The organism is Flavobacterium sp. IMCC34518 (assembly GCF_027111095.2).
GTDB lineage: Bacteria > Bacteroidota > Bacteroidia > Flavobacteriales > Flavobacteriaceae > Flavobacterium > Flavobacterium praedii.
Genome location: NZ_CP114284.2, coordinates 363,618 through 382,118 on the forward strand (window position 1 = coordinate 363,618; position 18,501 = coordinate 382,118).

The 18,501-nt window shown below is 31.7% G+C and carries 16 protein-coding genes; 15 read left to right on the forward strand and 1 reads right to left on the reverse strand.

The window, feature by feature from the left end; genetic code table 11:
- Positions 1–12: 12 nt before the first annotated feature.
- The 15 genes from OZP06_RS01495 to OZP06_RS01565 all read left to right on the forward strand — a co-directional run bounded on the left by OZP06_RS01495 (position 13) and on the right by OZP06_RS01565 (position 17,528).
- Complete coding sequence (locus tag OZP06_RS01495; RefSeq protein WP_269223367.1) at positions 13–477, forward strand: hypothetical protein; 465 nt, start codon at positions 13–15, stop codon at positions 475–477.
- 35 nt (positions 478–512) lie between these two features.
- Positions 513–1,418: an N-acetylmuramoyl-L-alanine amidase gene (locus OZP06_RS01500; protein WP_269223368.1), complete on the forward strand. Its 906-nt coding sequence runs from the start codon at positions 513–515 to the stop codon at positions 1,416–1,418.
- Positions 1,419–1,856: 438 nt separating this feature from the next.
- Complete coding sequence (locus OZP06_RS01505; RefSeq protein WP_281239243.1) at positions 1,857–2,942, forward strand: glycosyltransferase family 4 protein; 1,086 nt, start codon at positions 1,857–1,859, stop codon at positions 2,940–2,942.
- Between the two features lie 76 nt (positions 2,943–3,018).
- Positions 3,019–4,305, forward strand: a complete 1,287-nt coding sequence (locus tag OZP06_RS01510; RefSeq protein WP_281324135.1) for a lipid II flippase MurJ — start codon at positions 3,019–3,021, stop codon at positions 4,303–4,305.
- Positions 4,302–5,426: an O-antigen ligase family protein gene (locus OZP06_RS01515; protein ID WP_281324136.1), complete on the forward strand. Its 1,125-nt coding sequence runs from the start codon at positions 4,302–4,304 to the stop codon at positions 5,424–5,426. The genes OZP06_RS01510 and OZP06_RS01515 overlap by 4 nt, the downstream gene beginning before the upstream one ends.
- A gap of 14 nt (positions 5,427–5,440) precedes the next feature.
- Positions 5,441–7,258, forward strand: coding sequence for an asparagine synthase (glutamine-hydrolyzing) (gene asnB / locus OZP06_RS01520; protein WP_281324137.1), 1,818 nt, complete (start codon positions 5,441–5,443; stop codon positions 7,256–7,258).
- Positions 7,251–8,327: a glycosyltransferase gene (locus OZP06_RS01525; RefSeq protein ID WP_281324138.1), complete on the forward strand. Its 1,077-nt coding sequence runs from the start codon at positions 7,251–7,253 to the stop codon at positions 8,325–8,327. The genes asnB and OZP06_RS01525 overlap by 8 nt, the downstream gene beginning before the upstream one ends.
- On the forward strand, positions 8,324–9,214 hold the full coding sequence (locus OZP06_RS01530) for a glycosyltransferase family A protein (protein ID WP_269223371.1): 891 nt from the start codon (positions 8,324–8,326) through the stop codon (positions 9,212–9,214). Before OZP06_RS01525 ends, OZP06_RS01530 begins: the two co-directional genes overlap by 4 nt.
- Complete coding sequence (locus OZP06_RS01535; RefSeq protein ID WP_281324139.1) at positions 9,215–10,285, forward strand: glycosyltransferase; 1,071 nt, start codon at positions 9,215–9,217, stop codon at positions 10,283–10,285.
- The gene (locus OZP06_RS01540; protein WP_281324140.1) at positions 10,285–11,442 is read left to right on the forward strand and encodes a glycosyltransferase family 4 protein; all 1,158 of its coding nucleotides are present in this window, start codon (positions 10,285–10,287) and stop codon (positions 11,440–11,442) included. Before OZP06_RS01535 ends, OZP06_RS01540 begins: the two co-directional genes overlap by 1 nt.
- Positions 11,432–12,028 (forward strand): sugar transferase, encoded by a 597-nt coding sequence (locus tag OZP06_RS01545; protein WP_269223374.1) that lies wholly within the window; start codon positions 11,432–11,434, stop codon positions 12,026–12,028. The genes OZP06_RS01540 and OZP06_RS01545 overlap by 11 nt, the downstream gene beginning before the upstream one ends.
- Positions 12,029–12,030: 2 nt before the next feature.
- Positions 12,031–13,032: an ATP-grasp domain-containing protein gene (locus tag OZP06_RS01550; RefSeq protein WP_281324141.1), complete on the forward strand. Its 1,002-nt coding sequence runs from the start codon at positions 12,031–12,033 to the stop codon at positions 13,030–13,032.
- Positions 13,033–13,175: 143 nt separating this feature from the next.
- Complete coding sequence (locus OZP06_RS01555) at positions 13,176–14,318, forward strand: DegT/DnrJ/EryC1/StrS family aminotransferase (protein WP_269223376.1); 1,143 nt, start codon at positions 13,176–13,178, stop codon at positions 14,316–14,318.
- 41 nt (positions 14,319–14,359) lie between these two features.
- Entirely contained in the window at positions 14,360–15,151 is a 792-nt protein-coding gene (locus OZP06_RS01560) for a polysaccharide biosynthesis/export family protein (RefSeq protein WP_269223377.1), read from the forward strand.
- A gap of 7 nt (positions 15,152–15,158) precedes the next feature.
- Complete coding sequence (locus OZP06_RS01565) at positions 15,159–17,528, forward strand: polysaccharide biosynthesis tyrosine autokinase (RefSeq protein WP_281324142.1); 2,370 nt, start codon at positions 15,159–15,161, stop codon at positions 17,526–17,528.
- Between the two features lie 188 nt (positions 17,529–17,716).
- Here the strand turns inward: OZP06_RS01565 and OZP06_RS01570 are convergent, their stop codons facing one another.
- Entirely contained in the window at positions 17,717–18,457 is a 741-nt protein-coding gene (locus tag OZP06_RS01570; RefSeq protein WP_281324143.1) for a CpsB/CapC family capsule biosynthesis tyrosine phosphatase, read from the reverse strand.
- Between the last annotated feature and the right edge of the window lie 44 nt (positions 18,458–18,501).

Here is an 18,501-nt window from a genome sequence, read left to right on the forward strand (position 1 = left end):
AAAATTACTTTTATGAACACATTTAAAACAGTGCTTTTTATAGGATTTTTACTTTTATCTGCAAATAGGGTTTCGGCTCAATATGGTAATGGATATGGGGGTAACGGATACGGCAATAACGGTTATGGGAGATCCAACCAAATGAGTCAAATGGGACAAAGCAGTCAACAACAGAGTGCTCCAAAACCAATTCCTGCAGAAGTAACTGCTGCAAAAATTGTAGCATTTTATAAAAAAGAACTTAATTTAGATGCTCTTCAAGAAGTTGTCATTACTAATGTTTATACCAAATCATTGAAAAAGCAAGATGCTTTACTAAAAAAAGAAAACAGTGATGAGGATAAAGCAAATGAGTTTAAAGTTTTAGCTGAAATGACTGAATTGGAAGTAAAGCAAATTTTGAATAAAGAACAAAAAGAAAAATTTCAAATCTTAAGTGAAGAAAGAAAAAGTAAAATAGAGGCACAAAAACATTAACGAATTAGTCATAAAATCATATTGAAATTTCAACCATGAAAAATTACTTTTATTACTTCATTCTATTACTCATTGTTGCTTCGTGTGCTACAAAAAACCCACATAAAGCTACAGAAAAAGAATACAATGCACAGATTAACAATTTAAAAGAAACCATTTCTGCAAAAGAACCAATTGCTTTAAAAAACGAAGCTTTTGTAGTAATTGACAGTGTTGCCTATAGGTATAAAAGCCAATTGTTAAATTTTAAAGACACCATTTCTAAAACAGATTCAAATATATTAAATAACGGAATAGTGTCTGAATGGGTAGGCACTGTAAATTTCAATTTAAGAAAGCCAAATTTTATAATCATACATCATACTGCACAAGATTCGATACAACAAACTTTAAAAACTTTTACTTTAAAAAAGACTAATGTTAGCGCCCATTATGTGATTGCAAGAGATGGCAAAGTGATTCATATGCTAAATGATTACCTAAGAGCTTGGCATGCAGGAAATAGTTCATGGGGGAAAGATACCGATATCAATTCGAGTTCAATTGGAATTGAATTAGATAATAATGGTAACGAACCTTTTTCGGATAATCAAATCAATACTTTATTGGCTTTATTGACCAAATTAAAAAAAGATTATAACATTCCGACACAAAATATCCTTGGGCATTCTGATATTGCGCCAACTAGAAAAGTTGACCCATCTAAGTTTTTTCCTTGGAAACTTTTGGCCTTGAATGGATTTGGACTTTGGCCAGACGACATTTTACCTTGCCCTCCTAGCGATTTTAATGCCGAACAAGGTTTGCAAATAATTGGCTATAATACCAAAAATCTTTCGGCTGCTATTTCTGCTTTCAAATTGCATTATATACAAACAGAAGTGAATGATCTACTTGACGAGAAAACAATTAGTACCATTTATTCAATTTACAAGAAATAAAAAAATTGAATAAATTAATACTAATAAAAAGTGATTATTTTATTCTATTACCTTTTATATTGAGAAATATAATGCCTTTCTAAATTTTACTATTTTATATAGTTCAAGAATTCTTAAAAGCTAAAAAAGAGTACAAGAGCTGGTTACTAAATTATATTCCTCAAACACTAAACAATTACATTTCCATTAATCTATAAAATGCGTCTTTTGAACGATTCAAAAGGCGTTTTTTTATGTTTTCAAACCAACTTTGAAGTTTTTTTTATACTTTTAATCAATCATTATCAGATATTTAGCCTAAATTTTGACTTTTCAAGCTTCTCAATTTTAATCTAAAAATGGGAGTTGGAAATGCGAAGCTGTGAGATGTGACTTGTAGATTCTCAAGATTAGTTAAACTAGAGATTTAACTATTTTCCTTTTAATAAATTGCTTTTCATGGTAAAAAAGAAAAAAATAGCTTTCGTAATTCCTTGTTTAGAAGCAGGAGGTGCCGAGCGAGTTGCTGTCACACTTGCCCATAAATTTGTACATGAAAATGAAGTATTTTTATTTGTTTTGAATAAAACAAAAATAACATTTACCATTGATTCTCGTATTCAAATTCAATTTTTAAAAGAAACATATATTCCAAGTAAGAATTGGTTAATTGCACTAAAAAGTAATTTTATTTATTTAAAAAAAATAATTAAAACTGTAAAACAAAATCATATTGATATACTTATTGGATTTACAACAACTGGAAATATTCTAGCAATTTTAAGTAGTTTTTTTCATAAATCAAATTCCTATATCAGCGAAAGAAACAATCCCGAGATATATCAACTTTCCTATTTAAGAAAAATTTGCATCCGAATCCTTTATCCTTTTACTAAAACACTTATTGTTCAAACTTCTTATTCAAAAAACCACTTTCAACATATATTAAAAGCTCATAAAATTCAGGTAATTCCGAATCCACTTGATAAAAATTTAATTTCAAGACGTGAAGAATATGGAAAAAGAGAGAATGTAATTTTGAATGTTGGCCGATTAGATGCCAATAAAAATCAGAAACTCCTTTTGGAAGCTTTTGCTAATTTGAATACAAAAAATTGGAAACTAATATTTGTAGGTGAAGGTGATTTAAAAATAGAATGTCAAATATTAGCTAAAAATTTAGGCATAGCAAATAAGGTCAATTTTATTGAAACAGTACCCAATATAGAGAAATATTACAACAATGCTAAATTATTTGTATTTACCTCTGAATCCGAAGGTTTTCCTAATGTTTTATTGGAAGCAATGTCATTCGGTATTCCTTGTATAGCTTCAGATTGTAATTCGGGCCCCTCTGAAATAATTAAACACAACGAAAATGGTTTTTTGTTTGAAGTTAACAATCAGAAACAATTGGAGAAACAAATGATGGAATTAATGGAAAATGAAGTGTTACGTTTGAAATTTAGCCAAAATGCAATTCAATCAACGCTAAAATACAACTCAGATGAGATCTATAAAAAATGGGAATCAATAATGGTATAGTCTACATAATACATTTTAGATGAATGGTATTATTTTGAAAAAGAGATCTCTATTATACTTTCTTAAAAACCCAATTTTGATAAATATCATCACTATTGGATTTGTAACTATTTTAGTAAAGGGTATTGGATTTTATAAAGAAATGGAAATTGGAAGCCATTTTGGTCTTTCAGAAATAGTGGACACTTTTTTGATTGCACTATTAATACCAGGATTTATTAACACTGTTTTTATGAGCTCTTTTCAAAACGTGTTTATTCCAAATTATATTGCAGAAACCAGAACTACAACAACAATAGCATCATTCTTAAGTGCTTGTATTATTATTACTTTTGGGCTGGGAATACTACTTATGCTTATATCCTACTTTTGTACGGATATATTTCTCGAATCCGTTTTTAAAAATCATAATTTACAGTATTACCAACTCATTCGATCACAGTTTTATATCATTTTGCCCTGCGTTATTTTTTGGTCATTTTCATCTTTATTTAGTGGCATCTTAGAAACAAAAGGATTCTTTGGCTATTCGGCTATTTCTGCCGTATTCACTTCAATTGTCATTTTGGTTTGCTTGTTTTTTTTAAAAAACCAAATGAGTTACTCCCTTTTGGCTATTGGAACATTAGTGGGTAGCATTATAGAATTGATTTATATTTTACTGGTTTCATTTTATAAAAAAACAGTGCAAATTGCAAAACCAAATTTCAAATCCTTTAACATTCAAATGGTATACAAACAACTGCCGTCAAAAATAGGTTCTGGTTTTTTGACAGGATCAACAGGTTTTGTCAATCAATTTTTTGCAGCTCAATTAGCGATTGGTTCTATTGCCTCCTTTAATTATGGGATGAAGATTCCATCATTTCTCGCTACAATCCTAGTGCTTTCAACAGGAAATGTTGTTTTGCCCTATTTTTCAACCCTGGTTCAAGAAAACAGAGCCAAAGCTTACAGGGTTTTATATCAAACCTTGACTATTACTTTTGTTGTTTCCCTATTAATTGCCGGAATTTTATTTTTATGTTCAGATGCAATTATTTCATTTTTATTCGAAAGAGGAAACTTTACCGCTCAAAACACTGAGGTGGTTTCTCATATTCAGAAAATAGTTTTAATTTATATCCCGTTTTACATAGCTTCGATTATCATTATTAAATTCCTTACTAGCATTAATAAAAACAGCTATATGTTTTATGCTTCCGTAATTAATTTCATTTTGAGTGTAACTCTTAATTATTTTTTGGCAAAAAAGTTTGCCATATACGGTTTGGCAATTGCCACAACGCTTGTCTATAGTATTAATTTTATCGTATTGTTTTTGTGTGTTAGACATCAACACAAAAAAGAGTCTGTACAATGAAGTATCTAAAAATAATTATTCTAGCATTGCTCTTTGGCAATTTACCCAGTTTTTCATTAGTACATGTAGATGCAACAACAGGAGCTGTTTTAAGTTACGGTCTATTTTTGCTGCTAATTATCTATTTTTTTAATAAAAAAGAAACGCCAATAGTTCCTTTAGTGACCTTAGGGCTATTATATTTTTTAATTTCGATTGTAGTTGATTCTCAAAATTCGGAGGGATTCATAACCACTTTTATAAAATATTTAATATTTGTAATAATGGGTGCAAGTGCAATTAAAGACGTCACCAAAAATGAAATATTTTACTTTTTATTTTTGGGAGCATTAAGCATTATATACGAATCCATTTTTGTGATTGACATTGGAGGTCGATATAGTGGTTTGTACCTGAATCCTAATTTTGCAGGCTGTATCTGCATCCTAGGATATTGTTTTAGTTTTTCTATTTCCAATAAAAAAAGTAGAATAATAGGCCAAATTTTGTTCACCTTTGCTGGATTTGTAACATTTTCAAGAACCTTTTTATTGCTTTGGGTGCTAGTAAACATCCTTTCATTATCCATAAGCTACAAGAACTCTTATAAAATAATTTTAGGCCTTCTTTTAATTAGTCTATTTGTTTCTTTTGGAAATAAATTTGATTTTAATACAAAACGTCTTGAGGCATTTGCTACCATACTCGATGGAAAAATAAGTCAAGACCTAGCCGAAAATTCGAGAACGGAAACTTGGGCTAAATACTATGATCGAATAATTAATAATCCTTTTTTTGGAAATGGATATTTGAGTTTTAGCGGAAAAACGTATGGTGAAGATGACAAAGCCTATGGAATAGAAGGCGTTCATAATACACCGCTTTTAATAATTGGCGAATCTGGAATCTTTGTTTTTTTATATTTTTTATGGATTTACGGTGGTTTTGTAGTTAGTGGGATACATTATTTTAAAGAAGACCATACGCTTTTGTTGGTTTCCTTTTCTTTATTTATTTATATGCTCACCACTCATAATTTTTTTAACAATTATATTTTATTAACGATTTCAATTTGGTTGTATCAACAAATCCAAATGAAAAAAAGTGAAGAATTTAGAGCTCTTGAATCCGTAACATATTAAAAACAAAATATAATATGTGCGGAATTTACATCACAAACATCCCTTTTTCAATAGAAGAAGTTCAAACAAAAATAGAAACAATTCAGTTTAGAGGTCCTGATTCAACTGGGATAAAAAAAACGGGGGATTTGATTTTTGGCCATTTGCGTTTGGCAATTGTTGATCTTGATGTACGTTCGAATCAACCGATGTGTTTTGAAGAATTAACCATTGTTTATAATGGCGAAATATACAATTATAAAGCAATAAAAGCAGAATTAATTGCTTTAGGGCACTCGTTTCAAACCACTGGAGATACTGAAGTCTTATTAAAAGGATACAAACAATGGGGTGAAAAAATTGTCCCAAAATTGAACGGAATGTTTGCTTTTGCAATTTACAATGCTACAACAAACAAACTATTTTGTTCTCGAGATCGACTGGGTGTAAAACCTTTTTATTATTCTTGGTATAACGGAGAATTTGAAATTTGCAGTCAGTTACGCCCCATTTGTCAAAACAAAAAGCTGAATGAAAGCGCCATTTCTATGTATCTGGATTGTACTTATATCCCAAGTCCGTTTACTATTTTTAAAGACGTACACAAACTCCCTCCGGGGAACAATCTGGAAATTGATTTAAATACAAAAAGTTATGCAATTTCAAAATATTGGGATCTGGAACCTGTCAAAATTTCGAAATTAACGTATGACGAAGCCAAAGAAAAACTACATACACTTTTGCAAGATGCCATAAAAATAAGATTACAAGCCGATGTTCCTTTTGGCACTTTCCTTTCTGGCGGAATCGATTCGGCTCTCGTTTCAAGTATTGCTTCAAAAATATCTGATGAACCTATTCATACTTTTACAATAGGTTTCGAAGACCCAAAATACGATGAAAGCAAAATTGCCAAACAATTTGCATCAATAATTCAATCCAAACATATTGAAACCATTTGTAAGCCAGAAGATATTATAAAACTAATCCCTAAGCTGGTTTATGTCTATGATGAACCTTTTGGAGACAGTTCTGCTTTGCCATCTTTGTTATTGAATAAAACGGCAAAACAATATGTAACAATGGCTTTATCTGGTGACGGAGGTGATGAAAGCTTTTTGGGATACAATCATTTTGACTGGGTTTCCAAATTTAAAATACTTTTAAAAATTCCATATAGTATTCGCTTTTTGATAAGCCACCTATTGCTTTTTAATAGTTTAGGTAAAAGAACGGAACCTTTAAAAAGAATTTTAAAAACAAAATCCAAGTATGATTTTATTGCTGGGGTATTTGTGGGTTATAATTCGCTTTTACTAAATCGGAATTTGGATTGGTTGTCTCATTATGATGGCTTTAAAAAAGGGACCGGAAATTTGCATCAAGCCACAGCCGACTTGAACATTAAATTATGGTTGGAGAATGATAGTAATGTAAAAGTAGACAGAGCCAGTATGGCCTATTCGGTAGAAATTCGGAGTCCCTTTTTGGATTATAGAATTGTGGAATTTGCCAGAACGTTGCCTGTATCGTTCCGTTACGAAAAAGGAAGAAAAAAAAGAATATTAAGAGACATATTGAAAGAGTACATTCCAGAAGCTGTATTTAATCAGCCCAAAAAAGGTTTCTCAGTCCCAATGGATTCGTGGATTCGCAATGAATTAAAAGAAGAGTTTACTCAAAATTTATCGGATTCGTTTCTGAATCAAGTTCCCAATTTGAATGTTTCAAAATTCAAAAAAATGTTCCAAAGTCATTTAGCGGGAAAACAGGATTATTCTTCCTATATCTGGCGTGTTTATGTGTTATCCAAATGGTATCAGGAATTTGGTTATTTTAAAAATAATGGATAGAAAAAAAATAGTATTTATTATACCCAGTTTAAAAGCAGGTGGAGCAGAACGAATCACTGCTTTTTTGACAGAGAATCTAAATCCAAAACTATTTGAAGCAAAACTTATTGTAGTTGGTTTTAAAAAAGATGTCGTTTATGATATACAAAATATAGATATTTCTTTTTTAAACAAATCCAGGTATTTCAAAGCCATTCCTTTGTTGTTACAAATGATTAAAAGCGAAAAACCGAATATTGTTTTTGGTTCTTCTGGGCATATTAATAGCACTTTGGGGATTTTTAGCCTATTATTTTCTAATATAAAATTCATAGTCCGAGAAACCAACATCGTTTCAACAGTAAATGATTTTCCTCAAGAAAAGAATCGTTTTTTATTTTTTCTAATGAAACAATCGTACCCTTTTTTGGATGCCATTATTTGCCAAAGTACCGATATGAAGACCGATTTAATTCAAAAGTTAAACATAAATTCATCTAAAATTACGGTGATCAACAACCCAATTATTAATGAGATCAAAACCAGAAGGCCCAAAACAGAATCAGACAAAATAAAGTTTATAACCGTAGGAAGGATGAGTTGGATAAAAGGGCATTTAAGGCTTTTAAAAGTGTTGTCACAACTGCAATATGATTTTCTTTATACCATTATAGGATCTGGGTTAGCAAAAGAATGCCTGATTGTTGAAGACGAAATCAACCGATTAAATTTAAGCAAAAAGGTTCGGTTAATACCTTTTACACAAAACGTTTTAAGCGAACTACAGCAACACGATTTCTTTTTGCAAGGATCGTATGTTGAAGGTTTTCCAAATGCTTTACTGGAAAGTTGTTCTGTTGGCACTCCAGTTATAACATTTGAAGTAGCAGGCGGAACCAAAGAAATCATTCAAAATGGAATCAATGGTTTTATGGTAAAAAATGAAGAAGAACTACTTTCACTTTTAAATAATTTAGATCTTATCCAAAATATAAAAACAGAAGATGTGCTAAGCAGCGTTGCTACAAAATTTGACAAAAAAAAGATTTTAAGGCAATATGAAGATTTATTCCTATCTGTATCAAAATGAAATTACTGACCGTTTTTACAGCAACATACAACAGAGGGTATTGTTTAAATCAGGTATATGAAAGTTTGGTCAGACAAACCAATTCTAGTTTCATTTGGATGATAATTGATGATGGGTCTACCGATGATACACAATTGCTAGTACAATCGTGGATTAAAGAAAACAAAATAGAAATTCAATATTTCTATCAAGAAAACCAAGGCATGCATGCAGCACATAATACCGCTTATTCTTATATTAAAACACCTTGGAACGTTAGTATAGATTCTGATGATTATATGACTGATAATGCGGTAGAAGTCATACTTAAAAACCTACCAGAAACAGATTCCAAAATTGCAGGAATTGTAGGATTAGATATAGATAAAAAAGGAAAAGTAATTGGCACTCGATTTCCAGAATCTATTACCCAAAGCACCATTTCTGAAATATATCATAAACATGGTGTAAAAGGAGATAAAAAAATAGTGTACCAAACCGATATTATCAAAAAATACTTTCCTTATCCTACCTTTAAAGGGGAAAAATTTGTTCCACTAGGATATTTGTATCGATTAATTGACCAAGACTATTTGCTAAAACCAATAAATAAAGCTTTAGTAATTGTAGAATATAAAATAGATGGCTCTACATTGAATATATTAAACCAGTATCGTAATAATCCAAAGGGTTTTGCCCTACACCGTGTACTTAAAATACAATTAAGTAAAAATAGCACAGAACGATTTAAGAATATGGTCCATCTGATTTCTTGTTCGCTTTTCGCTAAAGATATTCACTTTTTGAAACAAACAAAAAGTCCAATTTTAATTGCATTAGCATTCCCATTTGGGTTAGTATTGAATGGTTATATTAGATTAAAAACAAATAAAATCATTTCCCTATAAATGAAAAAAATACTTCTCGTTATTCCCAATGATACATTAGGAGGTGCAGAGCAAATCTTAAAAATGATGGCGAATCATTATACAGAAGCACTTGTAGAAGTACAATTTTTGAAAAAAAAATCAAATGAAGAATGGAAAACAGATAACCGATCAATTAAATTAAAATACCAAAAAACAAATTCTGAGTATTTGGGAGCTATATATTATGCATGGCACCTTTTGCTAAAACCAAAAAAAAAATATGATTTAATATTTACTTCTCACGTCTTTGTTACAGGTTTGGTTGGGGTTTTTATTCGTTTGGGATTCCTTCAAAAAAATCATTTTATAGGAAGAGAATCTACTCGAATATTTGAAAGATTTAATGGATTTAAATTGTTTTTATATAAAAAAATGTACCAATTGGGTTATCCAAATCTTGATCTATTAATTTGCCAAACTCAAGAAATGAAGCAAAATTTGATTGCAAATTTACCTTGGATCGATAAGCAAATCAATATAAAAGTAATAGCGAATCCAATAAATTTAAATTTAACAAAATCAACTGAAGATGTTGTTGCCGATTTTCCATTCATCGTTGGTGCTGGAAGATTAATACCCGAAAAAGGATTTGACATTTTGATTGAAGCGTTTAAAGAAATACTAAAAATCCATCCTACATACCAATTGATTATTTTAGGTGAAGGCAAAGAAAAACAAAATTTAGAACGTCTAATAAAAGAACTGGACTTAGAAAAAAAGGTCATTTTAAAAGGACAAGTTTCAAATGTGTATGCCTATTTTAAAATAGCAAAAGTGTGTGTGGTTTCATCCCGAATTGAAGGATTTCCAAATGTATTATTACAAATGATCTCGCAAAACAATTGTGTAGTTTCAACAAAATGTACTGCCGAAATTGAAACCATTCCAGGGATAGAAATTGCTAATATCGAAGATTCAAAAAGTTTGAGCAATACTATCCTAAAATCTTTGAAAGAAGATCATTCAAAAAATAATATTCTTTTTAAATCTTTTCTAGACGAAAAATCCATAGACAATTTTATTGCTTCTATTGAAAAAGAACTTCAATAATGGAAAAACTCATCCGCATAACTACTATTCCTATTTCTATTGAAAAACTACTAGAAAATCAGTTATTTTTCATGAAGGATTATTATGATGTGAAAGCTATTTCATCGGATAAAGAAAACTTGGAACGAGTTGGAAAATTACAAGAGGTATCTGTTTATCCCGTTGAAATGACTCGGAAAATCACCCCTTGGCAAGACTTAAAAGCGTTATGGAAACTGTATCGCTATTTTAGAAAAGAACAACCCTTGATCGTGCATACCCATACTCCAAAAGCAGGAACCATAGGGATGATCGCCTCTAAATTGGCAGGAGTTCCGCATCGATTGCACACCGTTGCCGGTTTGCCTTTATTAGAAACGAAAGGAAATAAACGAAAACTTTTGAAGCTTGTCGAAAAAACAACATACGCCTGCGCGTCCAAAATATATCCTAATTCCAATGGATTAAAAAACATAATTACCCAAGAAGATTTTTGCAAACCCGAAAAAATAAAAATTATTGCAAATGGAAGCTCCAACGGAATAAACACTCAAAATTTCAATCCCGAAATAGTTTCTAATGAAGATCAACTACATTTAAAAAAAAATTTAGGCATAGCTCCTACTGATTTTGTTTTTATATACGTTGGCCGATTAACAGGCGATAAAGGAATCAATGAATTATTACTGGTTTTCCGAAAAATTGCTATGGAGTTTAAAAATACAAAATTGTTACTCGTTGGTTTTTTCGAAACAAATTTAGACCCACTCCAAAAAGATACGCTATCCGAAATAAAAAACAATGCTCAAGTAATTTATGTGCCTTTTCAAAATGATGTTCGCCCCTATTATGCTGTTTCGGATGTTCTTGTTTTCCCTAGTTATCGCGAAGGTTTCCCTAATGCAATTTTGGAAGCTGGAGCCATGGGATTACCAACAATTGCTAGCGATATAAATGGTTGCAACGAGATAATTGAAGATCAAAAAAACGGAATTCTAATTCCACCAAAAGATACAGAGGCTCTATTTACTGCAATGAAAAAAGTAATACTTGACCCATCTTTTCGATCTCATTTAAAACATAATGCAAGACCAATGATCCTTTCCCGTTTTGAACAAATTCTTGTTTGGGAAGCACTTTTAGCTGAATATAAAAATTTAGAAAGCCATGTATCCTAGTTTGTTGAAAAGATTTTTAGATCTTATAATTGCGACTATAAACCTAGTAGTATTGGCTCCACTATTTGTAATTATTACAATAATTCTTTTTGTTGCAAATGATGGAGAACCTTTTTTTATTCAAAAACGACCTGGAAAAAATGGCAAAATATTTCACATTATTAAGTTCAAAACAATGACCAATCAAAAAGATACTAATGGAAACTTACTTCCCGATAGCAAAAGATTGACAAAATGGGGTTGTTTTGCTCGAAGAATTTCATTAGATGAAATTCCACAACTTTTAAATGTAATTCGTGGTGACATGAGTATTGTAGGACCAAGACCTTTATTACCTGAATATTTACCATTGTATAATGAAACCCAAAAAAGACGTCACGAAGTCAAACCTGGCATGACAGGTTGGGCTCAAGTCAACAAAGAAAACATTAATTCTTGGGGGAAAAAATTTGAATATGATTTATGGTATATTGAAAATAAAAATATATTATTGGATTTAATAATTGTATTTTTAACTCTTAAAAAGGTCCTTATTCCTTTGAAAAACAACAACTCAACTTCAGAATCGTTTAACGGCAAAAATTAACTATGAGTAACATCTTAATCACTTGTGCTGGAAAAAGAGTGTCCTTAATTCGCTCTTTTAAAACAGAATTAAAGCTGCTTTTTTCGGATTCAAAAGTTTTTACTTCAGATTGTATGCCTGAAAAATCGGCAGCATGCAGGGTTTCTGATGGCTATTTTAAGTTACCAAAAGCAACAGAAAGTAATTATATTGAAAAACTACTTCAAATTGCCCTTGACAATAACATCAAACTTATTATACCAACAATTGATACGGAATTAATTACCGTATCACAAAACATTGACCTCTTCAAAAAAAACCAAATTGATATTGTAGTATCGGATTATAAAAACATTAAAATTTTTATAAACAAAAGGCACACTAATAGTTTTTTCGAAAAATTAAATATTAATTATGCTCGAGAATATGATAAAAATAATTATACTTTACCACTTTATATAAAACCTATTGATGGCAGCAGAAGCATTGATAATTATATTGTAAAAAAAAAATCAGAGTTAACAGCTTACCATTTCGATAATGATAAATTATTGTTTTTTGAATATTTGGACCATGACAATTTCACAGAATATACTATTGATATGTATTTTGACAAAAACAATGATCTAAAATGTTTCATTCCGAGAGAAAGACTAGAAATTAGGGCTGGAGAAGTTAACAAAGCCGTTACCAAAAAAGCTTGGTTCATAGAACAAATTGCTCCTAAGTTTAAAAATATTCAAGGATTGAGAGGTTGTATTTCTATCCAATTATTTGTCAATAATAAAACAGAGGGTATTTATGGAATAGAAATCAACCCGAGGTTTAGTGGCGGGTTTCCGTTGAGTTATTTGGCTGGGGCCAATTTTCCAAAATGGATAATTCAAGAATATTTAACAAACGAAACAGAAATACCTTTTTGTGATACTTGGGAAGAAAACCTAATGATGTTGCGCTATGATGATGAAATTTTGATTCATAATTATGTAGAAAAAATGAACAAATCCATTAATTATGATCATTAATATTGGGTTAGAATCACAAGAAAGAGATTTTTTTATAAACTTGGTGTCCAAATAACTTTTATATAGCAAATTGTAATTTATTTTTACCATTTCAAAGTAGCGTAAATTCTATACAAAAGCAAATTCCTATAATTATTACAAGAATGAACAACCCCAAAATATGGCTTTCGTCCCCGCATATGGGAGGCACTGAGCTCAACTACATACACGAAGCCTTTAATTCTAATTGGATCGCTCCACTGGGGGCAAATATTACCGAATTTGAACATGATTTAGAAAAATATTTATCCCAAGGTGTTTTTGTTACTGCTCTAAACTCAGCAACAGCGGCCATTCATTTGGGGTTAATCCTTTTGGATGTTAAAGCCGGTGATCTTGTTATTTGTCAATCCTTAACTTTTTCGGCATCAGCCAATCCTATTTTATATCAAGGTGCTACTCCTGTTTTTATTGATAGCGAACTCGAAACCTGGAATCTTTGCCCTATTGCTCTGGAAGCCGCCATTGCAGATTGTATTTACAAAGGGCAAATCCCAAAAGCCATAATCACGGTACATTTGTATGGCGTCCCTTATAAAATAGAGGAAATTCGAGCCATAGCCAACAAATACACTATTCCAATTCTAGAAGACAGTGCTGAAGCATTGGGCAGCAGTTTCAAAGGACAAAAATGCGGAACTTTTGGTGATATTGGTGTTTTTTCGTTTAACGGAAACAAAATTATTACCACTTCTGGAGGTGGCGCCATTGTAACTTCAAATCACCAGTTGAAGAAGAAAGCACAATTTCTAGCATCGCAATCCAAAGACGAAGCACCTCATTATCAACATAGTGAAATAGGTTATAATTATCAAATCAGTAATATATGTGCTGGAATTGGTCGAGGCCAAATGGAAGTACTTGACGAACACATCAAATTAAGAAGAGCTATGCATGGTTTCTATCTAAGCCTTTTTGAGAATATACCGGGTATTACTGTTTTTAAGACAACAAATCCAGATTACTTTGCCAATTATTGGTTGACATCGATACAAGTAAATCCTACTGAAACCAAAAATGGAATCGATAGGGAAACCATTCGTTTAACATTATTGGAATACAATATTGAAAGTAGGCCTCTGTGGAAACCTATGCATTTGCAACCCTTGTTTAAAAATTACCCTTTTTACGGAAATAAAGTTGCCGAAACGCTATTTGACAACGGACTGAGTTTGCCTTCAGGATCCAATTTAACCCATTCGGATAGAGATCGAATACGTGCGGTTTTATTAAAATTATTGAGCTAAACTGCCCTAAAAAACAATAAAACACTTTAAAAAACTAACATATGAATTCTATTTTTTTATTAAAAAAACTAATGGTATTTGTTTTGATATTATGCTTTTTTTCATGTGCTTCCCGAAAAGATATAATCTATTATCAAGATATTGATGGAATAGCATTTAAAGAAAAAGAAAATTCATATGAAATAAAAATCCAACCTGATGACCTACTAATGATCATCGTTTCTGCCGAGGACCCCGAAATTGCAGCTCCTTTCAATTTAAAAAGTTACACCTCTGTAAACCCAGGCAAACAAGATGTGGCTAGTTCGCAAGCCACTCAACTTTATTTGGTCGATGCCAATGGTTTTATAGATTTCCCAATATTAGGACGTTTAAAAGTAAGTGGAATGGCAAGATCCCAACTTGTGCAACTTTTTCAAGATAAAATTTCAGCTTATATAAAGAATCCCATTATTAACATGCGCATAATGAATTTTAAAGTTTCTGTACAAGGCGAAGTCACAGTTCCAGGAACCTATACAATAGCATCTGAAAGAATAACGCTTATTGAAGCTTTAGCAATGGCAAAGGATTTAACCATTTATGGCAAACGCAATAACCTATTAATTATAAGAGAAATTGATGGTGTTAAAACATACAATAGAGTCGATATTACCAAATCCGATTTTATAAATTCCCCTTTTTACTATTTGGCACAAAACGATGTGGTATATGTAGAACCAAACAAAAACAAAGTCAACGGATCGGCCGTGGGTCCAAATACGGGCGTAATTATTTCCATTACTTCCTTATTGATAACGCTAATTACATTGATTGTAACCACCTCAAATTAAGTCTTCTATGGAAATAAATCCTTCAAATGAAAATCATAATCGAGAATTTCAATTACGAAACTTCATAGATCACTATCTAGTTCATTGGAAATGGTTTGTAATTGGCATCTTTATAAGTATTACAATTGCTTATATATACTTGCGTTACACAACACCTCAATTTAAGGCTACAGCAACAATTTTAGTAAAGGATGAAAAAAAAGGAGGCATGCTATCCGAGCTTTCTGCATTTGCGGATATGGGAATTGAAAGTGGTTTAAAAAACAATGTAGACAATGAGATTGAAATTTTAAAATCCAGAACTTTAATAGAAAATACCGTAAAAAAACTTCATCTGAATATCTCAATGTTTATCAAAGGCAATATCATTTATACCGAAATGTTTGATAAAACCCCTATCGAGATCCAATTCATTCCAAAATCTCCTCAATTTTCCGATTCCAATATTACATTGCAGTTCTTAGAAATTTCAGATACTTCATTTCAATTAGAGAATAAACTTCAAAACGAAACTTCAAAAAATAATTTTTTAAATAAAAATGATTTTCAATATGGCGAACTTATTTCGACCCAAAATTGGAACCTTATTATAACCAAAAACGCAAGTAAATTATTCAAAGTAAACAATCGCGAAATTACAATACAGGTAAATGCTATAGATGATGTGGTAGATAGTTTTAGAAGTCGTCTCAATGTAAATCCACTGAGTAAAACCAGTAGTGTAGTTGAATTATCTTTGATCGATCCCGTCTATGAAAAAGCCGAAATATTCTTGGATAATTTAATCCAAATTTATAACCAAGATGCCATTACAGATAAAAACCAAATTTCAGAAAACACCTCAAAATTCATTGCAGAACGATTGTCCTTAATCACCAGAGAATTGGATGGAGTCGAACAAGATGTCGAGAGTTTTAAAAAAACCAACAACTTAACCGATATCGATTCGGAAGCCAAGCTTTTCATAGAAGGATCCAATTCCTATGACAAGAAAGCAGTAGATACCGAAATCCAACTCAATGTTGTCAATTCGATGCTTGATTACATCAAAAAAAGTAGTGCTACAGACTTACTCCCTACTAACTTAATTGTTGGTCAGGAAGATGCATCTGGTATTATAAATATGTATAATGAATTAGTTCTGGATCGCAATAGAATCTTAAAATCGGCAACAGTAGCCAATCCTACAGTTTTAAAAATGGATCAACAAATTGCATCTTTAAAACAAAGTTTATATTCAAGTCTAGATCAATTAAAATCAACTTTACTGATTCAAAAACGAGACATAAGCAGTCAAAAAGGGATTATGGATACCAAAATTGGAAAAATCCCAGTACAAGAACGTCAATTCAAAATCATAGCAAGACAACAAAAAATAAAAGAAGAACTCTATTTGTATTTGCTTCAAAAAAGAGAAGAAACAGCCATATCATTATCCGCAACAGAGCCAAATGCTAGAGTGATTGATGCTGCCAAAGCTGCACATATTCCAGTTGCCCCCAAGAAAAAAATTGTCTTTTTGGTAGCATTGCTAATCGGAATTCTAATTCCGTTTGGAATCATTTATCTCATTGATTTATTGGATACCAAAATTAAAAGCCGTTTGGATCTCGAAGGAAAAACCAACATACCTTATCTTGGTGATATTCCAACATCTGCTGCAAACACACAAATTATCAAATCCGAAAGCAGAACCAGCTCTGCCGAAGCGCTAAGAATTATACGAACAAATCTGGAATTCATGCTCAGCAAAGTTCCTGAAAAACAAGCCAAAACCCTTTTCCTAACCTCTACATTTTCTAAAGAAGGCAAAACCTTTGTTTCCATAAACCTTGCAGCAACCTTTGCCCTTTCTGGCAAAAAAGTATTACTCATAGGAATGGACATTCGAAACCCAAAACTTGATGATTATGTTACCCTGCCCGATCAAGGACTTACCAATTATTTGTCCCATAATGACGCCACTTTAGAAAATTTAATCATCAAGCAAAAGGGCTATGAAAATTTTCATATCCTACCGGCAGGAATTATTCCACCCAATCCAGCCGAATTACTCCTGAGTAAAAAAGTTGAAGAACTTTTCAAAACTGTCAAAGCGCAATACGACTATATTATTGTTGACACTGCTCCTGTAAGCCTCGTAACAGACACCTTGTTAATCGCCAAATATGCCGATTGTTTCTTGTTTGTAATTCGGGCCAACTATCTTGAAAAAAGAATGCTTCACATTGCCAACGACTTGTACCTAGAGAAAAAACTCCCCAATATGTGCCTACTCCTCAACGACACCGATTCCACAAAAGGCTACGGCTATGGTTACGGCTATGGAATAAAATCCAGAAAAAAACCTTGGTATAAAAAAATAGGACGCAAATAAAAAAATAAAAATATTTTGGGCATGCCACCAATAAAAAAAAGAGGCCAACTCACCACCGTGCTAGTTGCCTCTTTTTTTATTGCTGTCGGGCTATCCATGCTACTTCGGTAGCTTATTCCTATCCCTCATGCATCCTCGTTAAACAAGATATTTAGTGCTAACGAAATTCATTTATATTAAAAAAAATCCTACTGTATACTAAAAAATTGATTATTCTTTATCACTTCTTTCAATGGACTTAAGTCTTTCCATTTTACTTTATCTCCAAAAGCAGCAATATGCTTACTGTGATGTACATCAGAACCCACAAAATCGTACATTCCTTTTTGCAATAATTCTTTTGCAGCATTAGCAATCGATTCCCCATAATACCCGACTACTGCCAATAAATTCAACTGAAAAAGGCAACCAACACGTTTTAGTTTTACATATTCTTCAAAATTATTGTGGTAAAAAATATAACGCTCCGGGTGTGCCAAAATAGGAATATAACCTGCCACTTGCAAATCAAAAAGTATCGTGTACAATTGTATAGGTGCATTGATATAAGACATTTCAACCAATACATAATTGTCTTTCAAAGTCAATAACTCGCCAGTTTGAAAAAGTTGCACAAAATACTCATCCATCATATACTCTGAAGCGGCACGAAAAGGAATATCAATACCATTATTTTTTAGCTCAACTACGGTCTGCTTTTCTAGAGAAAGTATTCCTTCTTTGGTATTGTTCCAAACATCTTGCATAATATGAGGCGTGGTTACAAACTGAGACACACCAATACCTTGAAGTGATTGAACCAAACCTAAAGTATGCTCAAAACTTTTAGAACCATCATCAATTCCCGGTAGCAAATGCGAATGAATATCAATATGGTTATCTGGAATTAAATCCTTTAAAACAGCCCTATTTTTGTTGAAGAAAAACAATTGCGATCATTTAAAATAAGTTACAAAGTAAATGAAAATTAAAC